The organism is Hymenobacter amundsenii (genome assembly GCF_002204745.1).
Taxonomy (GTDB): domain Bacteria; phylum Bacteroidota; class Bacteroidia; order Cytophagales; family Hymenobacteraceae; genus Hymenobacter; species Hymenobacter amundsenii.
This window is the reverse complement of record NZ_NIRR01000006.1, coordinates 18,492-40,865: the sequence shown is the minus strand read 5'-3', so window position 1 is coordinate 40,865 and position 22,374 is coordinate 18,492. Positions and strand designations below refer to the sequence as shown.

General features: G+C 60.2%; 23 protein-coding genes and 1 tRNA gene. 16 read left to right on the top strand and 8 right to left on the bottom strand.

What is annotated here, in order from left to right; translation table 11 throughout:
* Positions 1-434 precede the first annotated feature (434 nt).
* From CDA63_RS05890 to CDA63_RS21540, 4 genes are all read left to right on the top strand, one after another.
* A tRNA-Thr gene (locus tag CDA63_RS05890) sits at positions 435-507 on the top strand.
* A 230-nt stretch (positions 508-737) separates the two neighbouring features.
* Positions 738-944 (top strand): transposase, encoded by a 207-nt coding sequence (locus tag CDA63_RS05885; RefSeq protein ID WP_088463526.1) that lies wholly within the window; start codon positions 738-740, stop codon positions 942-944.
* Positions 945-1,081: 137 nt separating this feature from the next.
* Positions 1,082-1,369, top strand: a complete 288-nt coding sequence (locus CDA63_RS05880; RefSeq protein ID WP_262490646.1) for a transposase — start codon at positions 1,082-1,084, stop codon at positions 1,367-1,369.
* The gene (locus CDA63_RS21540) at positions 1,366-1,497 is read left to right on the top strand and encodes a hypothetical protein (protein WP_262490645.1); all 132 of its coding nucleotides are present in this window, start codon (positions 1,366-1,368) and stop codon (positions 1,495-1,497) included. The genes CDA63_RS05880 and CDA63_RS21540 overlap by 4 nt, the downstream gene beginning before the upstream one ends.
* 122 nt (positions 1,498-1,619) lie before the next feature.
* On the opposite strand, the gene CDA63_RS05870 is transcribed toward CDA63_RS21540, so the two are convergent.
* Positions 1,620-3,950, bottom strand: coding sequence for a DUF349 domain-containing protein (locus tag CDA63_RS05870; protein ID WP_088463523.1), 2,331 nt, complete (start codon positions 3,948-3,950; stop codon positions 1,620-1,622).
* Between the two features lie 65 nt (positions 3,951-4,015).
* Complete coding sequence (locus CDA63_RS05865) at positions 4,016-4,582, bottom strand: YqgE/AlgH family protein (RefSeq protein ID WP_088463522.1); 567 nt, start codon at positions 4,580-4,582, stop codon at positions 4,016-4,018.
* 262 nt (positions 4,583-4,844) lie between these two features.
* Between CDA63_RS05865 and pdxH the strand changes: the two genes are divergently transcribed.
* The 4 genes from pdxH to CDA63_RS05845 all read left to right on the top strand — a co-directional run bounded on the left by pdxH (position 4,845) and on the right by CDA63_RS05845 (position 8,062).
* A complete protein-coding gene (pdxH, locus tag CDA63_RS05860) occupies positions 4,845-5,495 on the top strand; it encodes a pyridoxamine 5'-phosphate oxidase (protein WP_088463521.1) in 651 nt (216 codons plus the stop codon).
* A 181-nt stretch (positions 5,496-5,676) separates the two neighbouring features.
* Complete coding sequence (locus CDA63_RS05855) at positions 5,677-7,008, top strand: DUF1015 domain-containing protein (RefSeq protein ID WP_088463520.1); 1,332 nt, start codon at positions 5,677-5,679, stop codon at positions 7,006-7,008.
* Positions 6,983-7,639, top strand: a complete 657-nt coding sequence (locus CDA63_RS05850; protein ID WP_088463519.1) for a Maf family nucleotide pyrophosphatase — start codon at positions 6,983-6,985, stop codon at positions 7,637-7,639. The genes CDA63_RS05855 and CDA63_RS05850 overlap by 26 nt, the downstream gene beginning before the upstream one ends.
* A 6-nt stretch (positions 7,640-7,645) precedes the next feature.
* A complete protein-coding gene (locus tag CDA63_RS05845; RefSeq protein WP_088463518.1) occupies positions 7,646-8,062 on the top strand; it encodes a DUF3592 domain-containing protein in 417 nt (138 codons plus the stop codon).
* Between the two features lie 18 nt (positions 8,063-8,080).
* Here the strand turns inward: CDA63_RS05845 and CDA63_RS05840 are convergent, their stop codons facing one another.
* From CDA63_RS05840 to parS, 5 genes are all read right to left on the bottom strand, one after another.
* Positions 8,081-8,725, bottom strand: a complete 645-nt coding sequence (locus CDA63_RS05840; protein ID WP_088463517.1) for a flavin reductase family protein — start codon at positions 8,723-8,725, stop codon at positions 8,081-8,083.
* A gap of 216 nt (positions 8,726-8,941) precedes the next feature.
* Entirely contained in the window at positions 8,942-9,514 is a 573-nt protein-coding gene (locus CDA63_RS05835; RefSeq protein WP_088463516.1) for a fasciclin domain-containing protein, read from the bottom strand.
* Positions 9,515-9,866: 352 nt separating this feature from the next.
* Positions 9,867-11,300 carry a L,D-transpeptidase family protein gene (locus CDA63_RS05830; protein WP_165768209.1) on the bottom strand — a complete coding sequence of 478 codons (1,434 nt, stop codon included), beginning with the start codon at positions 11,298-11,300 and terminating at the stop codon, positions 9,867-9,869.
* A gap of 205 nt (positions 11,301-11,505) precedes the next feature.
* A complete protein-coding gene (locus CDA63_RS05825; protein ID WP_088463514.1) occupies positions 11,506-11,958 on the bottom strand; it encodes an RES family NAD+ phosphorylase in 453 nt (150 codons plus the stop codon).
* Between the two features lie 98 nt (positions 11,959-12,056).
* Positions 12,057-12,509, bottom strand: a complete 453-nt coding sequence (parS, locus tag CDA63_RS05820; protein WP_088463513.1) for a type II RES/Xre toxin-antitoxin system antitoxin — start codon at positions 12,507-12,509, stop codon at positions 12,057-12,059.
* 147 nt (positions 12,510-12,656) lie between these two features.
* On the opposite strand from parS, the gene CDA63_RS05815 reads away from it, so the two are divergent.
* The 8 genes from CDA63_RS05815 (at position 12,657) to CDA63_RS05785 (ending at position 20,535) form a co-directional block, all read left to right on the top strand.
* The gene (locus CDA63_RS05815; protein WP_242434563.1) at positions 12,657-13,364 is read left to right on the top strand and encodes an HD domain-containing protein; all 708 of its coding nucleotides are present in this window, start codon (positions 12,657-12,659) and stop codon (positions 13,362-13,364) included.
* Between the two features lie 85 nt (positions 13,365-13,449).
* Positions 13,450-13,899 (top strand): HAD family hydrolase, encoded by a 450-nt coding sequence (locus CDA63_RS21260; RefSeq protein ID WP_242434562.1) that lies wholly within the window; start codon positions 13,450-13,452, stop codon positions 13,897-13,899.
* Positions 13,787-14,170: an HAD family hydrolase gene (locus CDA63_RS05810; protein ID WP_242434572.1), complete on the top strand. Its 384-nt coding sequence runs from the start codon at positions 13,787-13,789 to the stop codon at positions 14,168-14,170. The genes CDA63_RS21260 and CDA63_RS05810 overlap by 113 nt, the downstream gene beginning before the upstream one ends.
* Before the next feature lie 67 nt (positions 14,171-14,237).
* Entirely contained in the window at positions 14,238-14,489 is a 252-nt protein-coding gene (locus CDA63_RS05805) for a hypothetical protein (protein ID WP_088463511.1), read from the top strand.
* A 145-nt stretch (positions 14,490-14,634) separates the two neighbouring features.
* A complete protein-coding gene (gyrA, locus tag CDA63_RS05800; protein WP_088463510.1) occupies positions 14,635-17,223 on the top strand; it encodes a DNA gyrase subunit A in 2,589 nt (862 codons plus the stop codon).
* A 96-nt stretch (positions 17,224-17,319) separates the two neighbouring features.
* The gene (locus CDA63_RS05795; protein ID WP_088463509.1) at positions 17,320-18,459 is read left to right on the top strand and encodes a tetratricopeptide repeat protein; all 1,140 of its coding nucleotides are present in this window, start codon (positions 17,320-17,322) and stop codon (positions 18,457-18,459) included.
* A 292-nt stretch (positions 18,460-18,751) separates the two neighbouring features.
* The gene (locus CDA63_RS05790) at positions 18,752-19,180 is read left to right on the top strand and encodes a hypothetical protein (RefSeq protein WP_088463508.1); all 429 of its coding nucleotides are present in this window, start codon (positions 18,752-18,754) and stop codon (positions 19,178-19,180) included.
* Positions 19,181-19,533: 353 nt separating this feature from the next.
* Positions 19,534-20,535, top strand: a complete 1,002-nt coding sequence (locus CDA63_RS05785) for a hypothetical protein (RefSeq protein WP_088463507.1) — start codon at positions 19,534-19,536, stop codon at positions 20,533-20,535.
* 221 nt (positions 20,536-20,756) lie between these two features.
* On the opposite strand, the gene CDA63_RS05780 is transcribed toward CDA63_RS05785, so the two are convergent.
* Positions 20,757-22,346, bottom strand: coding sequence for an ArnT family glycosyltransferase (locus CDA63_RS05780; protein WP_165768207.1), 1,590 nt, complete (start codon positions 22,344-22,346; stop codon positions 20,757-20,759).
* Positions 22,347-22,374: the final 28 nt, after the last annotated feature.

The following is a 22,374-nucleotide window of genomic DNA, read 5'->3' as shown; positions in this document are numbered from 1 at the left end:
CCTGACCATCTCTGGAACTGCTCCATTTAGGCAGTTTCAGAGATGGTTAAAGGCTTTATAGTGATAGTTACTATTGCGCCCCTACATTCCGCCGATACTTCCGGCGCGGGTCCCGCACAATGGACCCCCACGCCGGATTCGGGGCTATCCTGGGTTTGGATAGCCAACTTCTGCCGGCCGCTGCTCATTTGTCGGGGTCATCTCAACAAACCCGCCCACCGGATTCCGGAGATACCGCCGTCTAAAGAAGTAAGGGGGCTGGAAAGCACGAGCAATGAGCTTGACAGGGCAGAAAATGATTCTTGCCCCCGTGCCGGGTTGATAAAGGTTCTTTTATTGACTGAATAATCAGCCAGTTATCGTATTTGAAGCAGGAAAATCAATAAAAGCCTTGGCGGCCTCATCGGTAGCAGCTACTTTTGTGCCACTTCCCCGCCTCCTTAGCTCAGCTGGTAGAGCAACTGACTTGTAATCAGTAGGTCGTTGGTTCGATCCCGACAGGAGGCTCACATTATCCCTACCGAAGCACCCGGAAAATGCTTTCTCGCACCGAGAAAGGCGTTTTCCGGGTTTTTTGCGTTTCGTTCGATCCCGCTTGTGAGACAATTTAATGCCTGTTTTCAGCCTTGCGCGGCCACTCTCTGACCTTGTTAAAAGCGTGTTTGGGAATTGGGATAGTGGGTAAATAGGAACGAGTCAGTAAGTTGCAGGCGGAGTTTCTAGGCTCCGTTCTGCTTATGGTTGACGGCTATCAACCCCTTACTGACTCGCAGTGGCAAGTTATAGCGTGCTTGCTGCCTGTGCAACGGCGTCGCCGCCTGTGTTTGCGCCACGTGTTCAACGCCCTACTCTACGTCTGTCGCACCGGCGGGCAATGGCGGCCCTTGCCGGCCGAATTCCCGGCTTGGACGGCGGTCTACTACTATTGCTACCGCTGGCAGTAAACCGGACTCTGGGCACGCTCGAATACGGTGCTCCATGCCTTGGACCGGCTGCGGGAAGCACGCGAGGCGTTGCCCTCGCTGGCCTGTGTCGAGAGCCAAAGTGTCAAACTTGCTCCGCGTATTTTTGAGCATCGGGGCTGGACGGGGGTAAGTTCGTCAACGGACGTAAACAGCAGATTTTCATCGACTTGGGTGGGTGTATCCGGGCCGCGCATGTACACGCGGCCAACACGCATGACAGCCGTGGGGCCCTGGGCTTGCTGCCCCATCGGCCCTGGTGGGCGGCCCGCTTACAGACCGTGCTCACCGACGCGGCCTATCGGGGCCGCTTCGCCGACCACCTGCGCGGCCTCGGGCTCCAGCATCAGGTGGCCAGCCACCCACCCAGCGCGGCTTTGTGCCCGTCGCCAAACGCTGGGTCGTGAAACGCACCTTTGCCTGGCTGGCCTGCTTCCGACGGCTGGCCGTGGACTATGAATACACCCCCGCCAGTCATGTCTGCTGGCTGTTGCTGGCCAATACCACCATGTGCCTGAACCGCCGCATCACCTAATACCCAAACACGCTCTAAGCAGAGGGAATAGTGCGCAGCTAACCTGGCTCCCGACCAACAGTAAGCCCCCGGCGGCTGCCAATTGGCAGCCACCGGGGGCTTACTGTTGGTCGGGAGCCAGGTTAGCTGCGCACGGCCCGCAACTGGCGCTTAAGGCCCTCGATGCGGCCCTGGGTTTCGTCGATGCGGCCCTGGTACTCCTCGCGGAGCTGGTTGGCATTCTTGGAACGGGCGAAGAACTCCAGGTTCGTTTGCAGGGTCGAAATATCGTTTTCCAACTCGTTGATTTCCCGACGCAGTGCCTGCTCTTTCTTATAAAGCAGCTGCTGCGAGTCGGGGGAGGCTTTGAGGCGCTCTACCTGCAGGCTGAAGAGCAGGTCGGCGCGGTCGGCGTAGGCCAGGTCCGGCACCTGGGTCAGGTACTGCTCCATCAGCTTCTGGAACCGGTCTTCGGCCTGGGGGCGGGTCGCGCCGTCGAACGACCGCCAAGCGGCTACCTGCTCGCGGAAACCTTCGAGCGTGCCCGGCTGGTCGGCCGAGAGGGCGGCTACGGTTTCGGCCGCAGTGGTCAGGTGCTGGGTTTGCTCCTCGCTGAGCTGCTGCACCTGCTGCTCGCGCTGGCGGCCTTCCTCCTTCTTGCGGTCGAAGAACGCGTCGCAGGCGGTACGGAACCGCTTCCAGACTTTATCCGACTGCTTTTCGGGGATGCGGCCCACCAGTTTCCAGTCCTTCTGCAGGCGGATAACGGTCTGGCGGGCGGCGTCCCAGTCGGGACTCTGGAGGGCGGCTTCGGCCTGTTCGCACATTTCGAGCTTGCGCTGGAGGTTGGTGCTTTTCTCCTCGTCGAGAGCTTTGAAAAACTGGTTCTTCTTCTGGAAGAAACCCTTGTAGGCTCCCCAGAACTGCTTGTTCACCTGCTCGGCTTCTTTGCGGGGCACGAGGCCGGCGGCATCCCACTGCTGCTTGAGCTGCTGGAGCTCGTCGGTTTTAGCGCGCCACTCGTTCACGCGTTCCGTTTCGAACTCGCCGAAGGGTATTATCTGGGCCAACAGGGCCGTTTTAACCTCCAGGTTAGCCGTTTCCTGGCCACTGCGGGCCGTTAGTAGCTCCTGCTTACGGGCGTGTACCTGCTCGGAGGCCTGCAAAAAGCGCTGCCACAGCGGCTCGCGCTGCTCGTTGGGCACCGGGCCGATGTGTTTCCATTCCTCGTGCAGTTGGCGCAGCTCCTGCAGCGCTTTGTTCACGTTGGACTGCTGGGCCAGGGCCTCGGCCCGGACAATCAGGGCCTCCTTGGCTTCCTGGTTGCGGCGGCGGTCCAACTCCTTCATCTCGAAGAACAGGCCCCGGTTGTTGTAATAGATGTCGAGCAGGGCATGGTAGCTGTTCCAGAGCTCCTGGGAGTCGGTCTGGGGCACCGGGCCGGTGGCTTTCCACTCGGTTTGGAGAGCCTTGATGCGGGCCGAGCTATCCTCGGTTTCGGCTGATTCTACCAACTGGCGCAATTGGCCGAGCAATTCCTGCTTACGGGTCAGGTTCTGGGCCCGCTGCTCGTCCTCGGCCTTGGCGTCGCGCACTTTGGTGGCCCGGAAATCCTGGTAGCTCTGGCTGAGCTCGGTGTGGCCCGCGGGCTCGGCGTAAGCAAACTCCTCGGCCGTGCCGCCGGCTTCCACGAATAGGCGGCGCTGCTCGGTGCGGTCGGTTTTGCGGCCCGTGTCGTAGCGGCGGTGCAGGTCGGTGATGGACTTGCGGTTTTTGCCCGCGTTGGCCTGGCCCAACAGCCCGCGCAGGTGGGCGGCTTGGGCGGGCAGATCGAGGCTGTCGAAATCTACGGTCGGGGCCGTTGGTTTGGCGGGCCGGGCGGCCGGTTTGTGCTCGGCCGTCGTGGTGTCGGGGCTGGCCGGCGAATCGGAGGAAGTGGGCAGCGACCCAACCCCGGGCGTGGCTTCGAGGGCCTCGGCTACGGTTTCGTCGGTCGGTACGTCCACTACGGGCGTCACGTGGGGTGCTTCGGCGGCTGGCTGATCGGCCAGATCGGTAGCCTGTTTCGGCTTGTCCGTTTGGGCGGGCGTGGCGGCTTCCTGCTCCGAAGTCAGCTCATGGTGCGGTTCGGGCATTTCGGCGGGCGGCGCGGTGGCGTTGGGCGCAGGCGGCGTAGGTACGCTGCTAGCTGGCTGCTCCAGCTGCTCCGATGCGGCAGCAGTAGCCTCGCTTGCCGCGGCCGAAGGCTCGGCTGTGCCCGCGCTGGCGGGCTGGTCGGCGGGCAGGGGTGCAGTGCCCTGGGCGGGCCGCTCGGTGATGTCGGCGGCAGCTGGGGTCGCGTTGTCGGCGGCCGGGGCATCGGTTTTGGCACTGAGCTCGGCCAGACGACGCGCCAGAATCTGCTGGGGCGACTCAGTAGCGTTGGCGTCGGGGGCGGAAGCGCCGGTGGGGGTCGGTTGGTCGTCGGGTAGCATAGGATTCAGGAAAAACTCCCTGCCGGCGGGCAGGGCACAAGGTGAAGAAGCGTTGGGGTGGGGCGTTAGTTGAGGCTCGGGTCGGTGGGGTAGTTGGACAGCATCCGGTAACGGCCGCCCTTTTCCCGCAAAATGGCCTGCCAAAAGGCATCGGTGGTCAAAGTAAACACTTTCGCGGCAGCATTAGGCTCAATGATCCAGACATTTTCCTTCACCTCCTCGGCTAGCTGCCCCGCCGTCCAGCCCGAATAGCCCACGTACAGGCGTACTTGCGCGGGGGCCACTTGCCCACCCACGAGCCCATCGAGCAGGCGGTCGAAGTTGCCACCCCAGCCTACGCCCCCGCCCAGGCTCACGGCCTGGGGCAATTCGGGCAACTGGTGCAGGAAGTGGAGCGTGTCGGGCTGCACGGGGCCGCCTACGCCGAGGGGCGTGGCCGCGGCGGGCAGGGCATCGCCACCGGGCAACTCCAGCACGTCGCCGAGCTGCAGGTTGGCCGGGCGGTTGAGCACGAGCCCGAACGAGCCGTCGGTGTCGGAGTGGGAGCAGAGCAGCACCACGGTGCGCTCGAAGTTGGGGTCGCCGAGAAACGGTTGGGAAATGAGCAGACTGCCCGGACGAAGACGTGGCATATTTTTTAGCTGTTAGCCAAGAGCTATTAGCTGTTAGCTTTTTTGGGGAATAGCGAAAACTGTTGCGGGTGTAATTGTTCTTACGGCCCCCGGGGGGCGCGGGGTTCCGGCCCCGCCGCATTGTAGTACCTTTGTTTGACTAGAGCTGTTAGCTGAGAGCTATTAGCTGTTAGCTGTTAGCTCTCGTTTGAGGAGCTTCCAGTGAGGAGCTTCTAGGAAAAAAAGCTAGTAGCTAACAGCTCTCCGCTAATAGCTCCAAAAAATGACCGACCAGCAACTGGCCGACTTGCGCCAGACTTACTCCCAGCGTACCCTCGGCGAAGCCGACGTGCAGGCCCACCCGGTAGTCCAGTTTCGGGCCTGGCTCGACGAAGCCGTGGCCGCCCGCCTCGATGAGCCGACGGCCATGAACCTGGCCACTGTGGACGCCGCGGGCCAGCCCGCCGCCCGCATCGTGCTGCTCAAGGGGCTGCCCCACGACGAAGGCTTCCTGTTCTACACCAACTACGACTCGCGCAAGGGCCAGGAGCTGGCCGGCAGCCCGCTGGCCGCCCTCACGTTCTTCTGGCCCGGGCTCGAACGGCAGGTCCGCATCGAGGGCCGGGTAGAAAAGGTGACAGAAGAGGAGTCGACTGCTTATTTCCAGAGCCGCCCCCGCAGCAGCCAGATCGGGGCCTGGGCCTCGCCCCAGAGCCAGCCCATCGAGAGCCGCGAGGCCCTGGAACTGCGCGAGCACGAAGTAGCCGTCCGTTTCGAGGGCCAGGAGCCGCTGCCTCGCCCGCCGCACTGGGGCGGCTACCTGCTGCGCCCCCACCGGGTCGAATTCTGGCAGGGCCGCCCCTCACGCCTGCACGACCGCATCGTGTATGAGCAGCACGAGGGCGGCTGGCAGCTGAACCGGCTGGCCCCGTAGAGAGGATACGAAAACGGTGTCATGCTGAGCACAGCGCTGCGGAGGCGAAGCATCTCTACCGCAATGGTAATCCTATCGGGTGCAACAAAGCGGTAGAGATGCTTCGGCTTCGCCTCCGGCTACGCTCAGCATGACAGTATTTTTGCATCCCGTTACCCCATAACTTCATCACCCAATCGATTTGGCTGAAATTCAACCCATCCGGGGCTGGCGCTACGGGCCGGAGCTGAGCCCGCGCATCGACCAGCTGGTGTCGCCGCTCTTCGACGTCGTCTCGCCCAAGCAGCGCGAGGCGCTCTACCAGAACCCGCTTAACAGCATCCACCTCTCGGTGCCCCGGGGCGCCGATGCGGCTGGTGCGGCCCGCGCCCGCCTGCACGAGTGGGAGCAGGCCGGCGTACTGCGCCAAGACGAGCTGCCGGGCATTTATGCCTACTACCAGTACTTCCGGCTGCCGGGCAGCTCCCGTGAGTATTGCCGCAAGGGCTTCATGTGCCACATTAAGGCTACCGATTGGACGGAGAACGTGATGCTGCGCCACGAAAACACGCTGCCCGGGGCCGTCGACGACCGGGCCGAACTGCTGGCCCGCACCGAGTTCCAGACCAGCGCCACCCATGGCCTCTACCGCGACGACGCCTTCGAGCTGGAGCCTTACCTGGATGAGGCCATGCGCAACCCGCTCTACGAAACCGAGGAAGACTACCAGGGTGCCCGCGACGTGCTGGCCGTGATTCAGGACGTGGCCGTGATCCGGCATTTCCAGCGGGTGCTGGCCGCCCGCCCGGAAGTGATTCTGGCCGATGGTCACCACCGCTACGAAGGCTCGCTGGTGTACCGGCAGGCCCGCCGGGCGGCGGCCGGGGCGGCCTACACCGGCCACGAGGCCTGGAACTACCACCTCATGTACCTGACCAACGCCGCGGCCGACGACCTGCGCATTCTGCCCACCCATCGGCTGCTACTCGATTTGCCTGGCATTGGCACGCCCGCCGAGCTGCTGGGCCGCCTGGAGCCCTACTTCACTATTCTGCCCCTCGAAGACCCCTATGGCCTACCCGAGCGCATTGCCGGCAAGCCCTGGGCCTTCGGGCTGTATCTGGGCGAAGGGGAGGCGTACAAAATCCGCCTGCGGCCCGAGGTGCACGCCCAACTCGACTGGCCCACCACGCCCGAGGTCAAAAACCTCGACCTGACGGTGCTCCATTACTTCGTGCTCGAAAAAGTGCTGGGCATTGTGGGCCCCGAAGCCCAGCGGCAGTGGCCCGGCGTGGCCTACGTGCGCAACTTCCCCGAGTGTCTCACCCGCGTAGACCGGGGCGAGGCCCGGGCCGCCTTCATCACCAATGAAGTGAGCATGGCCGAAGTGGAGCGCGTCTGCCACTCGGGGGCCGTGATGCCGCCCAAATCCACGTTCTTCTACCCCAAAACCATCGGCGGCTTCCTGTTCAGCAGCATCGCCGACGCCGAAACCACCGCCCCGTTCTATGACGCCTTCCGCGCCGCCGAATAACCTAGCTGCTTCCGCCGCTTCGTCCGGGCCTGCCGCCCTGGCCGTGCCGCCGGTCGGTATCCGGCTGGTGCTGGCCTCCGGCTCGCCCCGCCGCCGCCAGTTGCTCACCGACTTGGGCCTGGAGTACGAAATCCGCCTGCGCGAAGTCGACGAAACCTACCCCGACACGTTGCGCCGGGCGGAAATTGCGGAGTACCTGGCCGCCCACAAAGCCGCCGCCTACGCCCCCGACCTAGCCCCTGGCGAGCTGGTGCTCACGGCCGATACAATAGTTTGCCTCGACGATGATGTGCTCAATAAGCCCACCGACGATGCCGAGGCCGTGGCCATGCTCCAGCGCCTGCAGGGCCGCGCCCACGAGGTATACACCGGCGTCTGCCTGCTGGGCGCCGATGGCCGGAGAGTGGTTTTTTCCGACGAAACCCGGGTCCATTTCCGTACCCTGACCACCACCGAAATCGAGCACTACGTCCGCCACTACCAACCCCTCGACAAAGCCGGGGCCTACGGGGCCCAGGACTGGATCGGGATGGTGGCCGTTACCCACCTCGAAGGCTCCTACTTCAACGTTATGGGCCTGCCCGTGCACCGCGTTTGGGAGGAGCTGGCAGCGTTTGGGCTTGTAGCTTAGATAGGGATGTTAGTTTTTCTGGGAATACTTCTGGTAGTTGGAAGTGGGGGCTTATGTGCTGCTATCAAGCGTTATATTCAACAGAGAAGGTTGTTAGCTAAGGGCCTGCCAGCGGTTGGGCATCTAGTGGATTGGCAGTGGTCCGGCCTTGGGCATTCAAGTCAACGTAAGGCCTTGGTCGAATTCGCCACGCCAGCTAATCAACTGGTCAGGATTGTAACTGATTTGAATACTTCCTCTATTATGGGGTTCGGCCCCGGCGACGCGCTGCATATTCGGTACAGCCCTACGAATGTTTCCGAGTGTATGATTGATGAAAGCCCTTTGTTGCCGCTGAAGCTACAGCTAGCATTGCATATTCTCTTTTGGGCCAGTTTTATCACCGCATTATGTTTGGTGAGTTTGTTCAGCAGCCAAGAATAAGCTTTAAAGTCTTTTTTCTTAGAGCGGCAGTTCCTCCAACTTCTGCCCGGGGCGGGCGTAGCCGTAGCGGGCTACGGGGTGGGTTTCGTAATAGGTGTCGAGGCCACTGAGGGCTACGGTGCCGGCGGCCGTGAGGTCGAGCGAGCCGTCGGCGCGGAGCACGCCGGGCTCGTCGGGCAGGTAGAGGTGTTCCACGCGCCCTATCACGAGCACCGTGCCGTTGGCCTCAATGGGTAGTTCCTGGAGCAGCGTCAGACCGATTTGCAGGTGGCTTTCCTGCACGTAAGGGGCCGGAAAATCGTCGTGGTACTCGGGCGTGAGGCCGGTGGCCTCGAACTCCGCTACCTCCCGGGGGAAGTTGGCCGACGTGAGGTGGGCGGCCCGGGCAATGGCGGTATTCACGTGGTTGAGGGTATAGTGCCCGGTCGCGCGCAGGTTGTCGTAGGAGTGGCGCTCCACCGAGGGCGGGCGCATCACGAGGCCCAGCAGCGCCGGGTTGGAACCCAAGTGTACCACCGAGCTGATAATGGCCAGGTTGGTGCGGCCGGCCCCGTCGGCGGTGCCCAGCAGGTTGGCCGGCTTGAAGCCGGTGATGGCATTGACAAGGTTGAGGCGGTAAACTTTTTCGAGCTGGCCGAGGTCGGCGGCAGTGAAGTGGGGCATAGCGGTAGTAGCGGGTTGGGGGCAGTAGGAGAGAGGGTAACCACCTGCCGGTCCAAAAGTCCCGCAGTAAAAATTGGAAAGCAACCAAGCTGATGGTAAGCCGATAGAATATTTAATAAAAACGTATAGTTTAAAATAAATAATACCGCCCCGATTTTATGTAAAATCGGGGCGGGATTATTAAAAGAAAAGACAGCTTTGAAAAAAACCGGTTAATTACGGCATCAGCACTTTGTCGATAACGTGAATAACGCCGTTGCTCTGCATAACGTCGTAGGTCGAGATGGTAGAAACGTTGCCTTTCTCATCCTTGAGGATGATGTTTTTCGGGCCGTTCATCATGGCTTTGAGCGTGCCGCCGCTCACCGTTTTGAGGCTGGCGGTACCCTTGCCGGCCTTGATGGCAGCCATGATCTTGTCGGACGTCATGTTGCCGGCTACCACGTGGTAGGTCAGAATCTTGGTGAGCGTAGCCTTGCTTTCGGGCTTTACCAGCGTCTCTACGGTGCCTGCGGGCAGGGCGTTAAAGGCGGCGTTGGTGGGGGCGAATACGGTGAAAGGACCTTTGCTCGAGAGGGTTTCTACCAGGCCAGCGGCCTTTACTGCGGCTACCAGGGTGGTGTGATCCTTGGAGTTGACTGCGTTTTCAACGATGTTCTTGGTTGGGTACATCGCCTCGCCACCTACCATGACGGTGCCGGGCGTCATTTTGGCCTGGGCCGAAGCGGAAGTAGCGGAAGCGGCGCCCATCAGGGCAACCAGAGCGAGGGAAAGCAGGTGCTTTTTCATGCGGGAAAAGTAAGGGGAAGAAGAAAGTTTCAAGTAATTATTTCCCCCACTTACGCGCCAGGTTCCACCAATGGATTGACTACGCCGCTAAATAATTTATAGTCCCGGGTTTTCTACTGGTTAACGAGCTGGTTTGCCGCATTCTGAATAAAAATTAATGAATAATAGCAGCTCGTTTTATAGCAATCATTAATAAGCGAATGCCATGTGATGTAAAGTAAATAGTTGTGGTTTCGCGAACGGTCAATATCAGCAGCGACGAGCCGCAAAACGGTGCGGTTGTACACCATAACGGGTACCTTATTCACGAAGCTGCGGCAGCTACTGATTCTCCTTGGGCTACTGGGGCGCGTTACTGGCCCAGACCTGCAAACAGGGCGGCGGCCAGCTGGGCGTCGCGGCTATAAATGTCGGGCAGGAAGACGAGGCGGCCGTTATCGGTTTCGCAGGTGTAGTAGCGCAGGTATATGGGCAGGCTGCGGCGCAGCTCGTAGGTTTGCGTCTGGTGGGCCTGTATGCTGCGGTACATGGCCGGCAGCTCGCGGGCGCGGCCCTCACGGCGGAGCAGGTAATCGGCCAGCTTCAAGGGCGTTTCTACCCGTACGCAGCCATGGCTCAGGGCTCGTTCCGGCCTTTTGAAAGCATTTCGGCTGGGGGTATCGTGCAGGAACACGGCGTGTCGGTTGCTGAAATAGAACACCACGTTGCCTAGCGCATTGTAAGAGCCAGCCCGTTGCCGGATGGCGTACACGAAAGTTTCGGGCGTTATCTTTTTCCAGTTGATGTTCCAGGGATTCAGCAGCCGGCCCCGGCCGTCGTAGAGGCGGTAGTGATGGTCGGCCAGGTAGGCGGGGTCGCGCTGCAGCTCGGGCAGAAATTCGCGCACCGCAATACTGTAGGGTACCCGCCACTCCGGCGCCACCACAAACACGCCGATGCGGCTGCTGATGGTGGGGGTAGCGAATTCGGGCTTGCCCACAACAACGCGCTGGCTGAGCACCACTTGTTCGTTTTTGAGTACCTGCAGCCGGTAGGCCGGAATATTCACCACCACATATTCCGAGTCGGTGGGGGCGGCCCAGCGCAGGCGCTCCAGGTTCAGGGCCACCCGTCGGAAACCAGCCGTGGTGTCGGCCATTAGCCGCACCGAATCGAGGGGAGAGGCGTGCAACGCCCGTTGCCAGGCCGTTTGCAGGAGGCGGTAGGCCCGGGCCGGGGGTTGCAGCGCGAGCAGGGCCCGACTGAGGTTGGGCGCGTCGAGGGCCTGGTGTAGTTGTTGGGCGGCGGCCGGGGCCGCGAGGCTGTCGGTAGTCAACAGCGGTGTGAGGGTGCCAGCTATCAGGTGGCCCCGTTGCAGGTCGGAAAGATAACGCAGCAGCGCGTCGGTGAGGCGCAGCTCGGCCCGACCCAATGGGTTGGCGGTGGCGGTAGCCCGCAATGAGTCGGGCAAACGGGGCAGGTCGGGGCTGCCGTAGCGGGCCGGCGGGAGCCCCAGGTCGGTGGCCTGGGCCAGTAGCCGCAGGGCCTCGTGGGCCCGGGGCGTCCAGCCGGTTTCGGCTACCCAATAAGCTGCGTCGTTGTGGGGAGCGGCGTAAAAAGCTCGCACGGCCGGGCCGGCTTTCAGCCCCAGGAGGTGGTCGGCGGCCGGCTGGCTCTCTGCGTCGGAGCGCAGCAGGTGGCGAAGTTGGGCGCGTACTTCCGCCGACCCCGTGGGGAGCGGGCCCGATGGTAGCTGCCCGGCCGGCCCGGGGCGAGAGAGAGGCCAGCCAGCAGTAAGAGCAGGCAAGCCGACCGCATGCTTCTGGACCGGACCATGCGGATGGGGAAAGCAGATGACGGGAAAGCGAGCAGCGCGACGCAGCATCAGCTGCAAATAAGGAGTCGTCGTAAAACACTGTCCGCGACAGGTACTCCTATAAGGTCCGCAAAATCAGTGGAAAATCCTACTTCGAGGTCCATAAAACACTACCCGCTTACTGCCCGACCGTTCGTTATTTCAGGCGCTCATCGAACGGGTGGGGCTCCACGCTGACTACGCGCAGCAGTCGGTTGTGGTCGGGGTGGAGGGGATTGAGCAGGTAGTTCCATTCGGCCGGGGCGTGGGCCGAGGGCACGCGCAGCACCCAGTGCGTGCCGGCTTCGAGCCAGGCCCGGCCCAGTTCGGCCAGCTCGGCGGGGTAAGGCACCTGCTGCCAGTTAGCGGGCAGCTCTGCCGGACCATATTGCAGGTAGGGCGTGTCGTCGGGGATTTCCAGCGTGAGGGCGAAGTAACGGCGCGGCAATACTGGCGAGTTGGCCAGCACCTCCAGCTTGGCCAGCGACAAATGCTCGGCCGTGTACAGAATCTGATTGCCCACGCGGTGCCAGCGCCCCCCATAGTAGAGCCCGCCCTTGCCCGAGGTATCCGAAATATAGGGGGCCTTGCCCAGGCGGTAAAGCTTCATTTTATGGAGCTGTTAGCCATTGGCTGATAGCTGTTAGTTTGACGGGCCGAAGTCTTTTTGACTGAATAAACGGGGGCTAAAAGCTAATAGCTATCAGCTCAGGAAAAATGTCCGTGCTCGATGCGGCCAAGCACATCGTAGACCTGGTTGCGGCCGATAACCGAGTAGAGCAGGTCTTTGGGCTTTTGCCCGCCCAGGGCCGGGATGGGGGAGTTAAACCAGAAATGCAGGTCGGCTTCCTCCTCGAACACCTCCATCCCCTTGGCCAGCACGGCCGAAAGCTGGATGGCCTTTTCGCTCTCGTCGAGCGTGAGTGGCTTCTGGGTTTGCTCGCGCCGGGTGAGGGTGCTTTCCGAAACGCCCAGTACCGCGCTCATTTCCTTGTTGGAAAAGCCCAAGTGGCGCTGCAAGGCCCGCACGGCCTGCACCGAAAGGCCCTTGATGGCCACGGCCAGCAAGTCCATCTCGTTGCGCACGAGCTGCGGAATCACGGCTGGCCCGCCCATCAGGGCTACCATGCTGGCGACGGAAGTACTACGAACCATTGTCATTTGCCGGATATTTAATCGTCATTTGAAAGCAATATAAGGGTAAACCCGTCATTCGTCCCAAAAATTCCGTTGCCCCCTTACCACCGCTGCCAGGCCGGGGTCCGCGGGAAGGATTACTTTTGATGAAAACATACTTTTTACCTGCTCATGATGCCTTCCGCTGCCACTGCGCCTTCCGCTGCCGATGCCCAACTCATTACCCGCACGGCCGACTTCATCCGCGAAAAATTCCTGCACGAAGGCTCGGGCCACGACTGGGAGCACATCCGCCGGGTGTGGCAGGTGGCCCGTCGGCTGGCCGCCCAAACGTCCGGCGCCGATCTGCTGGTAACCGAGTTGGGGGCGCTGCTCCACGATGTGGCCGACTGGAAATTTCACGACGGCGACGAGGAAGCCGGCCCCCGCGCCGCCCGCGCCTGGCTGACCAGCCAGCAGGCCAACTCGGCAGTGATAGATGGGGTGGAGGCCATCATCCGCGAAATCAGTTTCAAAGGCCTGGGCGTACCCACACCCATGAGCAGCATGGAGGGCGCGCTGGTACAGGATGCCGACCGGCTCGACGCCATCGGGGCCATCGGCGTGGCGCGGGCCTTTGCCTACGGGGGCCACAAGAACCGCTCGTTGCACGACCCTGCCGTGCCGCCCGTCAGCCACGACTCGTTCGAGAGCTACAAGCAGAACACGGCGCCCACCATCAATCATTTCTACGAGAAGCTGCTGCATCTGCGCGAGCGGATGAACACGCCCGCTGCCCGCCGGGTAGCCGACGAGCGCCACGCCTACATGGAACAGTTTCTGCAGCAGTTCCTGCGCGAATGGGAAGGGGAGGACGTGGATTCTGAACGAAGCTTTTAGCTGATAGCTGATAGCTGATAGCTGTTAGCTTCGTTCAACGCGGATAAGCTGATGGCTAAAAGCTCTCAGCTAAAAGCTAAAAAACATGCCCATCACTACCATTCTCTTCGACCTCGACGACACGCTCTACGACCACACCGCCACGGCCCGGGCGGCACTGGCGGCCACGGTGGCCGGGCGGGCCAGTCTGCGCGGGGTGCCGGCCCAGGCGCTGTACCAGCGCTACAGCGACTTGCTGGAACAGATGCACCTGCGGGTGATGCGCGGCGAGTTGGACTACCTGACGGCGCGTGAGCTGCGGTTCCGGGAGCTGCTGGCGCCCTACGAACCGGCCCCGTCGGCCGCTGGGCTAACCCAACTGGCCGAGGAGCACTACGGCCATTACCGGCAGTTTCGGCAGCCGGTGGCCGGTGGCCGGGGCGCTGGCCCTACTGCGCCGCCTCAAACCCGACTATATTATCGGAGTGGTAACCAACAACCGCACGGCCGAGCAGGAGGAAAAGCTGGCGTTTCTGGGAATGAGCGGCCTGGTTGATGCCCTGATTACGTCTGAGTCCGTGGGTGTGCTCAAGCCCGACCCCGCTATTTACCAGGTGGCCCTGGAGCAGCTGCGGGCCGCGCCGGCCGAAACCGTGATGGTGGGCGACAATTGGCTGGCCGATGTGGTGGGGGCGCTGGCCGTGGGTATCCGGCCGGTGTGGCTGAACCGGCACGGGGCGGCCCGGCCGCTGGCCCAGGTGCCCGAACTGGGCAGCCTGGAGCCGTTGGATCAAGTCTGCGGGGTTATAACGGGGCGGCAGGGGTGAGGCGGCCGGGAAAATCCCCGTGCCGACTGGTTTTCCCGGCCCCGTCCTATTCGGTATCTTTACTGCAATGAAAACTTCCCGTTTGCTGCTTTCGCGCCTGAGCCTGGGGGCTCTGCTTGGCCTGCTGGCCTTTGCCTCTTCCTGCCGCACCTGTCCCATGGCGGCCTGCCACACCCGCAAGGTGCACTACCACAACGGCAGCAAGTTCCGGGGGCAGCCTTGGTTCAAGAAGCAGAACCCAGCCATCGGCGAGAAAATAAAGACCCACAACCCCAAGTCGGGCGAGCACAAAAACGACCGGAGCCGGACGATCAAATAGGCAGTCGGTCTGGCCGGCAAAGCCCGGATTTACGGCGGTAAAACGCGCTTTTTTGCGTATCTTGCCGTCTTCAACGACGTTCACTCACCTGAGCCGGTAAGCTCCTCTTTAACTCGGGGACTTACCGGCCGACTACATGCTCCCTATGGCGGAAGGCGAAAAAATCATTCCGATCAATATTGAAGATGAGATGCGTGGGGCTTACATCGATTACTCGATGTCGGTTATCATCTCCCGGGCGCTGCCCGACGTGCGCGATGGCCTCAAGCCCGTGCATCGCCGCGTGCTCTACGGCATGTCCGATCTGGGCGTTTCCTACAACAAATCCTACAAGAAAAGCGCCCGTATCGTGGGCGAAGTACTGGGTAAGTACCACCCGCACGGCGACTCCTCGGTGTACGACACGATGGTGCGCATGGCCCAGGAGTGGAGCCTGCGCTACCCGCTCGTCGATGGGCAGGGTAACTTCGGTAGCATCGATGGCGACTCACCGGCCGCCATGCGTTACACCGAAGCCCGCCTCAAGCGCCTCTCCGATGAGCTGCTCGGCGACCTCGACAAGGATACGGTGGACTTCCAGCCCAACTTCGACGACTCGTTGGAGGAGCCGTCGGTGCTGCCAGCCAAGTTCCCTAACTTGCTCGTTAACGGTACTACCGGTATTGCCGTGGGCATGGCCACCAACATGGCCCCCCACAACCTAACGGAGGTAATTGACGGCATCGTGGCCTACCTGGCCAACCCCGACATCACGATTGCCGAGCTCATGGAGCACGTGACGGCCCCCGATTTCCCCACAGGCGGTACCATTTACGGTTACGAGGGCGTGAAGCAGGCTTTCGAAACCGGCCGCGGCCGGGTGGTGATGCGGGCCAAAGCCCACTTCGAAACCACGCCCACCGGCAAGGAGCAGGTCGTTATCACTGAGATTCCCTACATGGTGAACAAGGCCTCGATGATCGAGAAAACGGCCGCGCTCATCAACGATAAGAAAATTGAGGGCATCGCCGATTTGCGCGACGAGTCGGACCGCGACGGCATGCGCATCGTGTACGACCTCAAGCGCGACGCCATGCCCACCGTGGTGCTCAACAACCTCTATAAGTACACCCAGCTGCAAAGCTCGTTCGGCGTCAACAACGTGTGCCTGGTAAAGGGTCGCCCGATGACGCTCAACTTGAAAGAGCTGATTCATTACTTCGTCGAGCACCGCGCCGACGTAGTAGTGCGCCGCACCCGCTACGAGTTGGCCGAAGCCCAGAAGCGGGCCCACATCCTGGAAGGCCTGCTGATTGCGCTTGACCATTTGGATGAAGTCATTGCCATCATCCGCGGCTCGCGCGATGGCGAAGTAGCTCGCCTGCAGCTCATCGAGCGGTTCTCGCTAAGCGAGATTCAGGCCCGGGCTATTCTGGATTTGCGGCTGCAGCGCCTTACGGGTCTGGAGCGCGACAAGATCGTGGCCGAGTACAACGAGTTGATGGCGCTGGTAGATCACCTGAAGGCCGTGCTGGCCTCCGAGGATATGCAGCGCGACATCATCCGCACTGAGTTGGCCGAAATCAAGGACCGCTACGGGGATGCCCGCCGGACCATGATTGAGTACGCCGGCGGCGACTTCTCGATGGAGGACATGATTGCCGACGAGGCGATGGTGATTACCATTTCGCGCGAAGGCTACATCAAGCGCACCGCCCTCGATGAGTACCGCAGCCAGGGCCGGGGTGGGGTAGGAGCCCGCGGGGCCGCTTCCAAGCAGGACGACTTTACGGAGCACCTGTTTGTGGCCACCACCCACGAGTACCTGCTTTTCTTCACGGAGGCCGGCCGGGTATTCTGGCTGAAAGTGTACGAAGTACCGGAAGGAGGGAAGAACACCAAGGGCCGCCCGATTCAGAACCTGATTGAGATTCCGCGCGAGGACAACATCCGCTCGGTACTCAATGTGCGCGGCCTGCGCGACCCCGACTACCTCGACAACACGTTCCTCATGTTCTGCACCGAGCAGGGCACGGTAAAGAAAACCCCGCTCGAAGCCTACTCGCGCCCCCGTACTGCCGGCATCAACGCCATCAGCATCAACGAAGGCGACCGGTTGCTCGATGTGCAGCTGCTCAACGGCAATGCCGAAGTAGTGCTGGCCCTGCGTTCGGGCCGGGCCGTACGCTTCCCCGAGCATAAAGTCCGCTCGATGGGCCGCACCGCCGCCGGCGTGCGCGGCATCACGCTGGCCGACGATTTGCCCGGCGGCGACCGGGTGGTGGGTATGGTGTGCATTGATAAGGAAAGCGAGCAAGAGCTACTGGTGGTGTCGGAAAACGGTTACGGCAAGCGCAGTCCGCTCGACGAGTACCGTATCACCAACCGCGGCGGCAAGGGCGTGCGGGCCATGAAGCTGACCGACAAAACCGGACTGCTAGTGACCATCAAGGCCGTTGACGACACTGACGATCTGATGATTATCAACAAGTCGGGCATCACCATCCGCCTGCGGATGAGCGAGCTGCGCAGCATCGGGCGGGCCACCCAGGGCGTGCGTCTACTGAAAATCAGCTCGGGTGATGAGATTTCGTCGGTAGCTAAAGTGGCAGCCGAGGAGGAGAAAGAGGAGCTCGAAGCACAACTGCTCGAAGGAGCGGAGCCCAACGGCAGCCCCGTTGCGGAAGCTACTGCAGCTGCCCCGGAGGCGGACCTGACGGAACTTCCTGATCCGGATTCGTTCAGCGCTAACTAAGCCCTTACTAACTTGCGACGGCAGAACTTCCCCGGAAGTTCTGCGTTTGCGCTAATATCCTTTCCACCAAACCGCAACTTCTTCAGCAAACCTTCCATGAAGAAAATCCTTTTGACTATCGTGGCTGCGGCCGCTCTGCACACCGCTTCGGCTCAGAATTCGGCCGTTACCAATGCCATCCTCTACCAGCGTCAGGGTACGCTCGACAAGGCGAAAGCCGAAATCGATAAGGCCATTACCAACGAAAAAACGTCGGACAAGGCCAAAACCTGGTTTACCCGGGGCGAAATCTATGAGGGCATGAATGCCAGCCCCATCTATAAAAAGAGCCTCGGCACCGAAGACGGGACGAAAATTGCCTACGAAGCCTATTCGAAAGCCATCAGCCTCGACGGTAAAGACGGCGACTATGGGAAGCAGGCCGCCGCGAAGCTTGATGGTCTCTATGGTCTGGCGCTTAACGCCGGAGTAGAGAGCTACAATAACAAGGATTTCGCCAAGGCTATGGATGGCTATCGGATGGCCCAGCAGATCCGGCCTCAGGATACGACGGCCTATCTGTACGCGGCCTATGCAGCCGAAGCCAACGAGAATTTCGCTGGTGCTAAGGAAATGTACGGTAAGCTCGCGGGTATCGGCTATAAGTCGCCCCAGATGTATGGCCGCCTGTTGCAGATTGCGCGCCAGGAGAAAAACGACGCGGAAGCTATGAAGGTGGTGCAAGATGCACTGGTTGCTTATCCAAGCAATAAAACTTTCATGCTCGAAGAGCTGAACATGTACCTGAGCGCCGGCCGGGGCAAAGAGGCCCTGGACAAAATTGACCGTGCCATTGCCGCAGATCCTAAGAACTCGAATCTATACGCCGTGAAGGGTTCCATTCTGGATCAGGACAAGCAGCCAGCCAAAGCCATGGAAGCTTACCAGAAAGCTGTTCAGGTAGACCCAAGTAATTTCGATGCCAACTTCAACGTGGGTATCTATAATTACAACAAAGCAGCCGAGCTCTACACGAAAGCCGCCAAGATGAGTTTGACTGATTATCAGAAGTCGGGTAAGAAACTAGAAACTGAGGGTAAGAAGTACTTCCAGGATGCGTTGCCGTACTTTGAGAAGGCTCTGGAAGTTCAACCCGATGATCGGGCCACCATCAGCGCGCTACAGAAAATATACCTTCGTCTGGACCGTAAAGCTGATTCGCAGCGGATGTCGGCTAAACTCGACGCCGCTAAATAAACAGCTACTCTGCGTAAGCAGGGGATAGAGAAACAGGGCCGGCTTCAGAGTCGGCCTTGTTTTCAAGAACATTACTTAACATAATATAAATTATAAGACAATCATATCGTATAAAGTATCAGCCGGTTACGTGATATGTTCGTTAGTTCCGAATGACTTGGCAGTAAGAATGTAGATTTGTTGAAGTGTGTTGGAGCTAGCAGAATATTAGTCAGGCAAACCTAGGCGTTGACAACTACCGGTCATATTCCTTCAAATCATCGTTATCACTTACTCATCCCCATATTTGCTCATGCGCTATGCTACTCCTTTGCTGAGGCTTTCGCTGCTCAGTACGCTGGCCCTGGCGGCCTGCTCAAAATTCAACTCGACTCCTACCGAAAAACTGCCTTCGCCCACTACTCAGGGATTGAACACGGCCGGCTGCCGGGGTGATGGCACGGTCTGGCTGCCGCTGCAGCAGAACCTGTTTGCCCCGGAGCCCATCGTGTCCCGCGTGGCCCGCACAGCTGCCAGCCGTCCCGGTATCCGGCTCACGCTCACGCTGACCCGCCAGCCCGCGGTTGACGGCTACGCCAACGCTAATACCACTATCGAACTCTACGTGCCGCGCCTGACAACCGTGGGCCCCGTAACTCTGGGGCAGTACGTGCCGCGCAACGTGCCTTCGGATCACCTACTAAGACCTAAAAATCAGCAACTGAAGCAGTGGCTGTTCTAAGGTGATTCTACTGGTTGCTTAGCAGGTTCAACGTTCAGGGAAGAACCAAGTAGAAACGGAGAGATAAGACGATGCTGAAGGGTTAAAACACCTCTAATGGGTAACGGAACCCTCCTACCCGCCCCCCGGGCTCCGGGTTGTAAGAAGGTATTTATAATTGTGAGTGGTTACAATCTATAAAGGAAGAATAAAGTTAATATAAATACATATAAGTATTAAAAGGTACAAAAAGTATTAGAAAGTTTAACTTTTATATGCTTTATACTACTATAACATACTATTACTTGCTTATTTTATGACTGTTCTTCTTATATTTGCTACGTCACCTTCACTTTATACTAGTACCACTACTCATGCCTAAAACCATTGATTATCCCCGTACTTCCTATCAAAGCGCATGGGAAGTAGCTGAAGTGGTTGATGATACTGGTGGCAAATGCGCTATTGAAACAGCAGCCCGCAAATTGAATCGCAAAGTCAGTGGTTCCTTTAAAGCCATTATTGGTTCGGCAGTTAAGTTTGGCTTGCTCACCAGCAAGCGCGAGCTCCTAACAACGACTAACCTGTTTCGCCGCATCAAGAATGCCTACGACAAGCAGGAAGAGCGGATTTACCACCGGGAGGCATTTCTGCATCCACCCCTCTTTACCCAGATATGCCGCAAATTCCGGAACCGGGAGTTGCCGGTTCATATGTTCGATGTGATGCTGGTGCGTGAATTCGGCGTCGAGGAGATTAACACCCAGAACGTTTCCAAGGCTTTCATTGAAGGGGCTCGCATGGCGGGCATCCTCAACGAGCAGAACATCATTGCCGACATCGACCAGCTCTCGGCGCAGCAGCAGCCACGCCGGGAGTTGGCCAGCACGGAGATGCCACTTAATCACTTTCAGAAAAATACCTCCGCTACGGACACCGACCAACTTAGTACTACACCCCCATCCGCCGCAGCTACGGGTATATCTTCCATCCCACGCGTTGTACCTGGGGCACGGACTACCGATGCCGTATCGAGCCTGTTTGGACTCGATACACATGATCTGGATAATGAATCAGCCCCCATAAGAACTACTCCCGAGTATTCCCACACGCCCATAGCTCAACCCCCGGTTCGCCCGGCCACTGCTGCTGCCGTTGGGCCAACCGCTTCAACGGCCCCTGTAGCCAACGCCTCACCAGTCCCTCCTGATAACAATCCCGGAAATCCCAACCCCGTGCCCGCTGAAGTTACTCCGAGCGCCTTTACAATTCACCTCCACGGTCCGGGCCTCGATACGCATCTGACCATTGAGCATGTAGATGACCTTGACTTAGTGCAGGCGTTGCTCAATAAAATTCGCCGTCAGCTGGCCTAGGACCACCCAGATTACTGTACGATGTTACGCGATTCTTTTCTGTAGCGTTAGTATTGTAACCTAAAGACACCGCCCCGTCGGAATCTTCAAGTTCTGCTTAGAGATTCTGACGGGGCGGTGTCTTTAGATTACACTTGGCTATTTATTATGTTAATGCAAATTATATTTTATTATTTTATAAATTATTAACAATCAGCTTTATACATTAAAAACTATCGTTACTAATTAATAGGATCTAACCTTGAAATGAACCAGATGCTCGAGTTACGGTCACGGTCGAGGTAAAACGAATCGAGGGCGGTGAGGCGGACGTGGGTGGCCCAGCCGGCTGGCAGACGCTCGGGCACGGGTACTCCCGATAGAATGACCACCGGTTGCCGGAGCGCCGCTAATCTGGCGGCGGTGGGTTGCCAGATCGGAACGGCCTGGCCGGCGGCCCAGACCTGCTTCACGTGCATCGTGTCGACGCTGTACCACTGGGCAACTCCGAGCAGCGCCGGCAGTTGTCGGGCTTCACGCAGGTGCTGGCGGTTAGGAACATCGCGGCGGCCTTCCCAACGGGGGTACACGGGCAGCACCAACACGATAATAACCAGCGCCGTGGCCAGGGTCGAGCCAATCAGTACCGGAATTTGCCGACGAATTATGCCCCCCCGGATCAACAGTACCAGCAGACCGGACGACAGCACTACCACCAAACCAAACCGAACCGAGCCGACTCCAAAGCCGGGAAAGTTGGTGAGGGCCATCGCCACGGGCAACGCCACCACTACCACCGCCAGCAGGCTACCCCAGGCTCGCGGAATCCAGGCATCGGCCCTGGTAAGCCGGGGCAGATCAGCCGCCGACTCAGACTGCGTTAGCCAGTGGCGCAGCAGCCCCGCCACGAGCAAAGCTAACGGCGGCATCAGGGGCAACATGTAACGCTCTTTCTTTTCGGGCACGATGCTCAACAACGCCAGCCCCGCCAAGACCCACGTCAGGGCCACGGCGTAGGGGATGAAAGCCCGCAGCCGCGGGCGGGCGTAGGGCCACACCAGGGCGGCCAGCGCCACGCCGGCCCATAAACCCGTGAAAGCAAAAAACGGCCAGTAGTACCATATTGGCTGCACGTGCCGCTCGCCCCACGACGATATTTCGACCCGGGCCACGGCCCGCGCCGCCGGTGCCACCTTCAGCCAGATATAGAGCGGCCAGCTGCCACCAATCAGCACGGCCAGTACGGCCCCCAGGCCGGTGGCCCCGGCCCGGGCCCCCACGGCCCGGCGGTGAGCGGGCTGCCGAATCAGGTAGGCCAGCAGAAACGGCAGCAGCAGCGCATAGATGGGCACGGGGCCCTTACTCAGGAAGGCCAACCCCACCAGTACCCCAGCCCCGGCCAACCACGCCCCGGCCTGCTTTACTGGCCGCTGCCACCCGGCCACCATCAACCAGAGGCCACCCGTCAGCAGGCTCGTGGCAAAAATATCCCACTGCCCTTCCCGGCCCGTCGTCACGACGAGCAGGCTCGTGGCCAGCACCAGCGCGGCCAACCAGGCCGTCTGGCCCGGGGAGATGACTTCTGCGGGCCGGTCGCGGGTTAGTTCGCGGGCCAGTCCCCAGAAAAAGAACACGAACAGCGTAGCGGCCAGCGCGGCCGGCAGCCGCAGCACCGTCAGGTTTTCGGTGGGGCCAGTGAGCTGCTGGATCCCGGCCACCGCCCAGGTGGGCAGCGGGGGCTTGGCCAGGCGCAGCTCGTGGTTCATGGTCGGAATCAGCCACGAGCCCCCCGCCACCATTTCGCGAGCCGCCACGAAATTACGGCTCTCCATAAGGCTGACGGCGGGCGCGCCCACGTGG

Excerpts from the sequence above, each read along its gene's own strand:
- CDA63_RS05780 (WP_165768207.1), bottom strand. The coding sequence starts at position 22,346 with ATGGAGAGCCGTAATTTCGTGGCGGCTCGCGAAATGGTGGCGGGGGGC.
- CDA63_RS05805 (WP_088463511.1), top strand. The coding sequence starts at position 14,238 with ATGAAAACTTCCCGTTTGCTGCTTTCGCGCCTGAGCCTGGGGGCTCTG.
- CDA63_RS21260 (WP_242434562.1), top strand. The coding sequence starts at position 13,450 with ATGCCCATCACTACCATTCTCTTCGACCTCGACGACACGCTCTACGAC.
- CDA63_RS05885 (WP_088463526.1), top strand. The coding sequence starts at position 738 with ATGGTTGACGGCTATCAACCCCTTACTGACTCGCAGTGGCAAGTTATA.
- CDA63_RS05840 (WP_088463517.1), bottom strand. The coding sequence starts at position 8,725 with ATGCCCCACTTCACTGCCGCCGACCTCGGCCAGCTCGAAAAAGTTTAC.
- CDA63_RS05815 (WP_242434563.1), top strand. The coding sequence starts at position 12,657 with ATGATGCCTTCCGCTGCCACTGCGCCTTCCGCTGCCGATGCCCAACTC.
- CDA63_RS05845 (WP_088463518.1), top strand. The coding sequence starts at position 7,646 with ATGTTAGTTTTTCTGGGAATACTTCTGGTAGTTGGAAGTGGGGGCTTA.
- gyrA (WP_088463510.1), top strand. The coding sequence starts at position 14,635 with ATGGCGGAAGGCGAAAAAATCATTCCGATCAATATTGAAGATGAGATG.
- CDA63_RS05865 (WP_088463522.1), bottom strand. The coding sequence starts at position 4,582 with ATGCCACGTCTTCGTCCGGGCAGTCTGCTCATTTCCCAACCGTTTCTC.
- parS (WP_088463513.1), bottom strand. The coding sequence starts at position 12,509 with ATGACAATGGTTCGTAGTACTTCCGTCGCCAGCATGGTAGCCCTGATG.
- CDA63_RS05870 (WP_088463523.1), bottom strand. The coding sequence starts at position 3,950 with ATGCTACCCGACGACCAACCGACCCCCACCGGCGCTTCCGCCCCCGAC.
- CDA63_RS05795 (WP_088463509.1), top strand. The coding sequence starts at position 17,320 with ATGAAGAAAATCCTTTTGACTATCGTGGCTGCGGCCGCTCTGCACACC.
- pdxH (WP_088463521.1), top strand. The coding sequence starts at position 4,845 with ATGACCGACCAGCAACTGGCCGACTTGCGCCAGACTTACTCCCAGCGT.
- CDA63_RS05835 (WP_088463516.1), bottom strand. The coding sequence starts at position 9,514 with ATGAAAAAGCACCTGCTTTCCCTCGCTCTGGTTGCCCTGATGGGCGCC.
- CDA63_RS05785 (WP_088463507.1), top strand. The coding sequence starts at position 19,534 with ATGCCTAAAACCATTGATTATCCCCGTACTTCCTATCAAAGCGCATGG.
- CDA63_RS05825 (WP_088463514.1), bottom strand. The coding sequence starts at position 11,958 with ATGAAGCTTTACCGCCTGGGCAAGGCCCCCTATATTTCGGATACCTCG.
- CDA63_RS05850 (WP_088463519.1), top strand. The coding sequence starts at position 6,983 with ATGACGCCTTCCGCGCCGCCGAATAACCTAGCTGCTTCCGCCGCTTCG.
- CDA63_RS05790 (WP_088463508.1), top strand. The coding sequence starts at position 18,752 with ATGCGCTATGCTACTCCTTTGCTGAGGCTTTCGCTGCTCAGTACGCTG.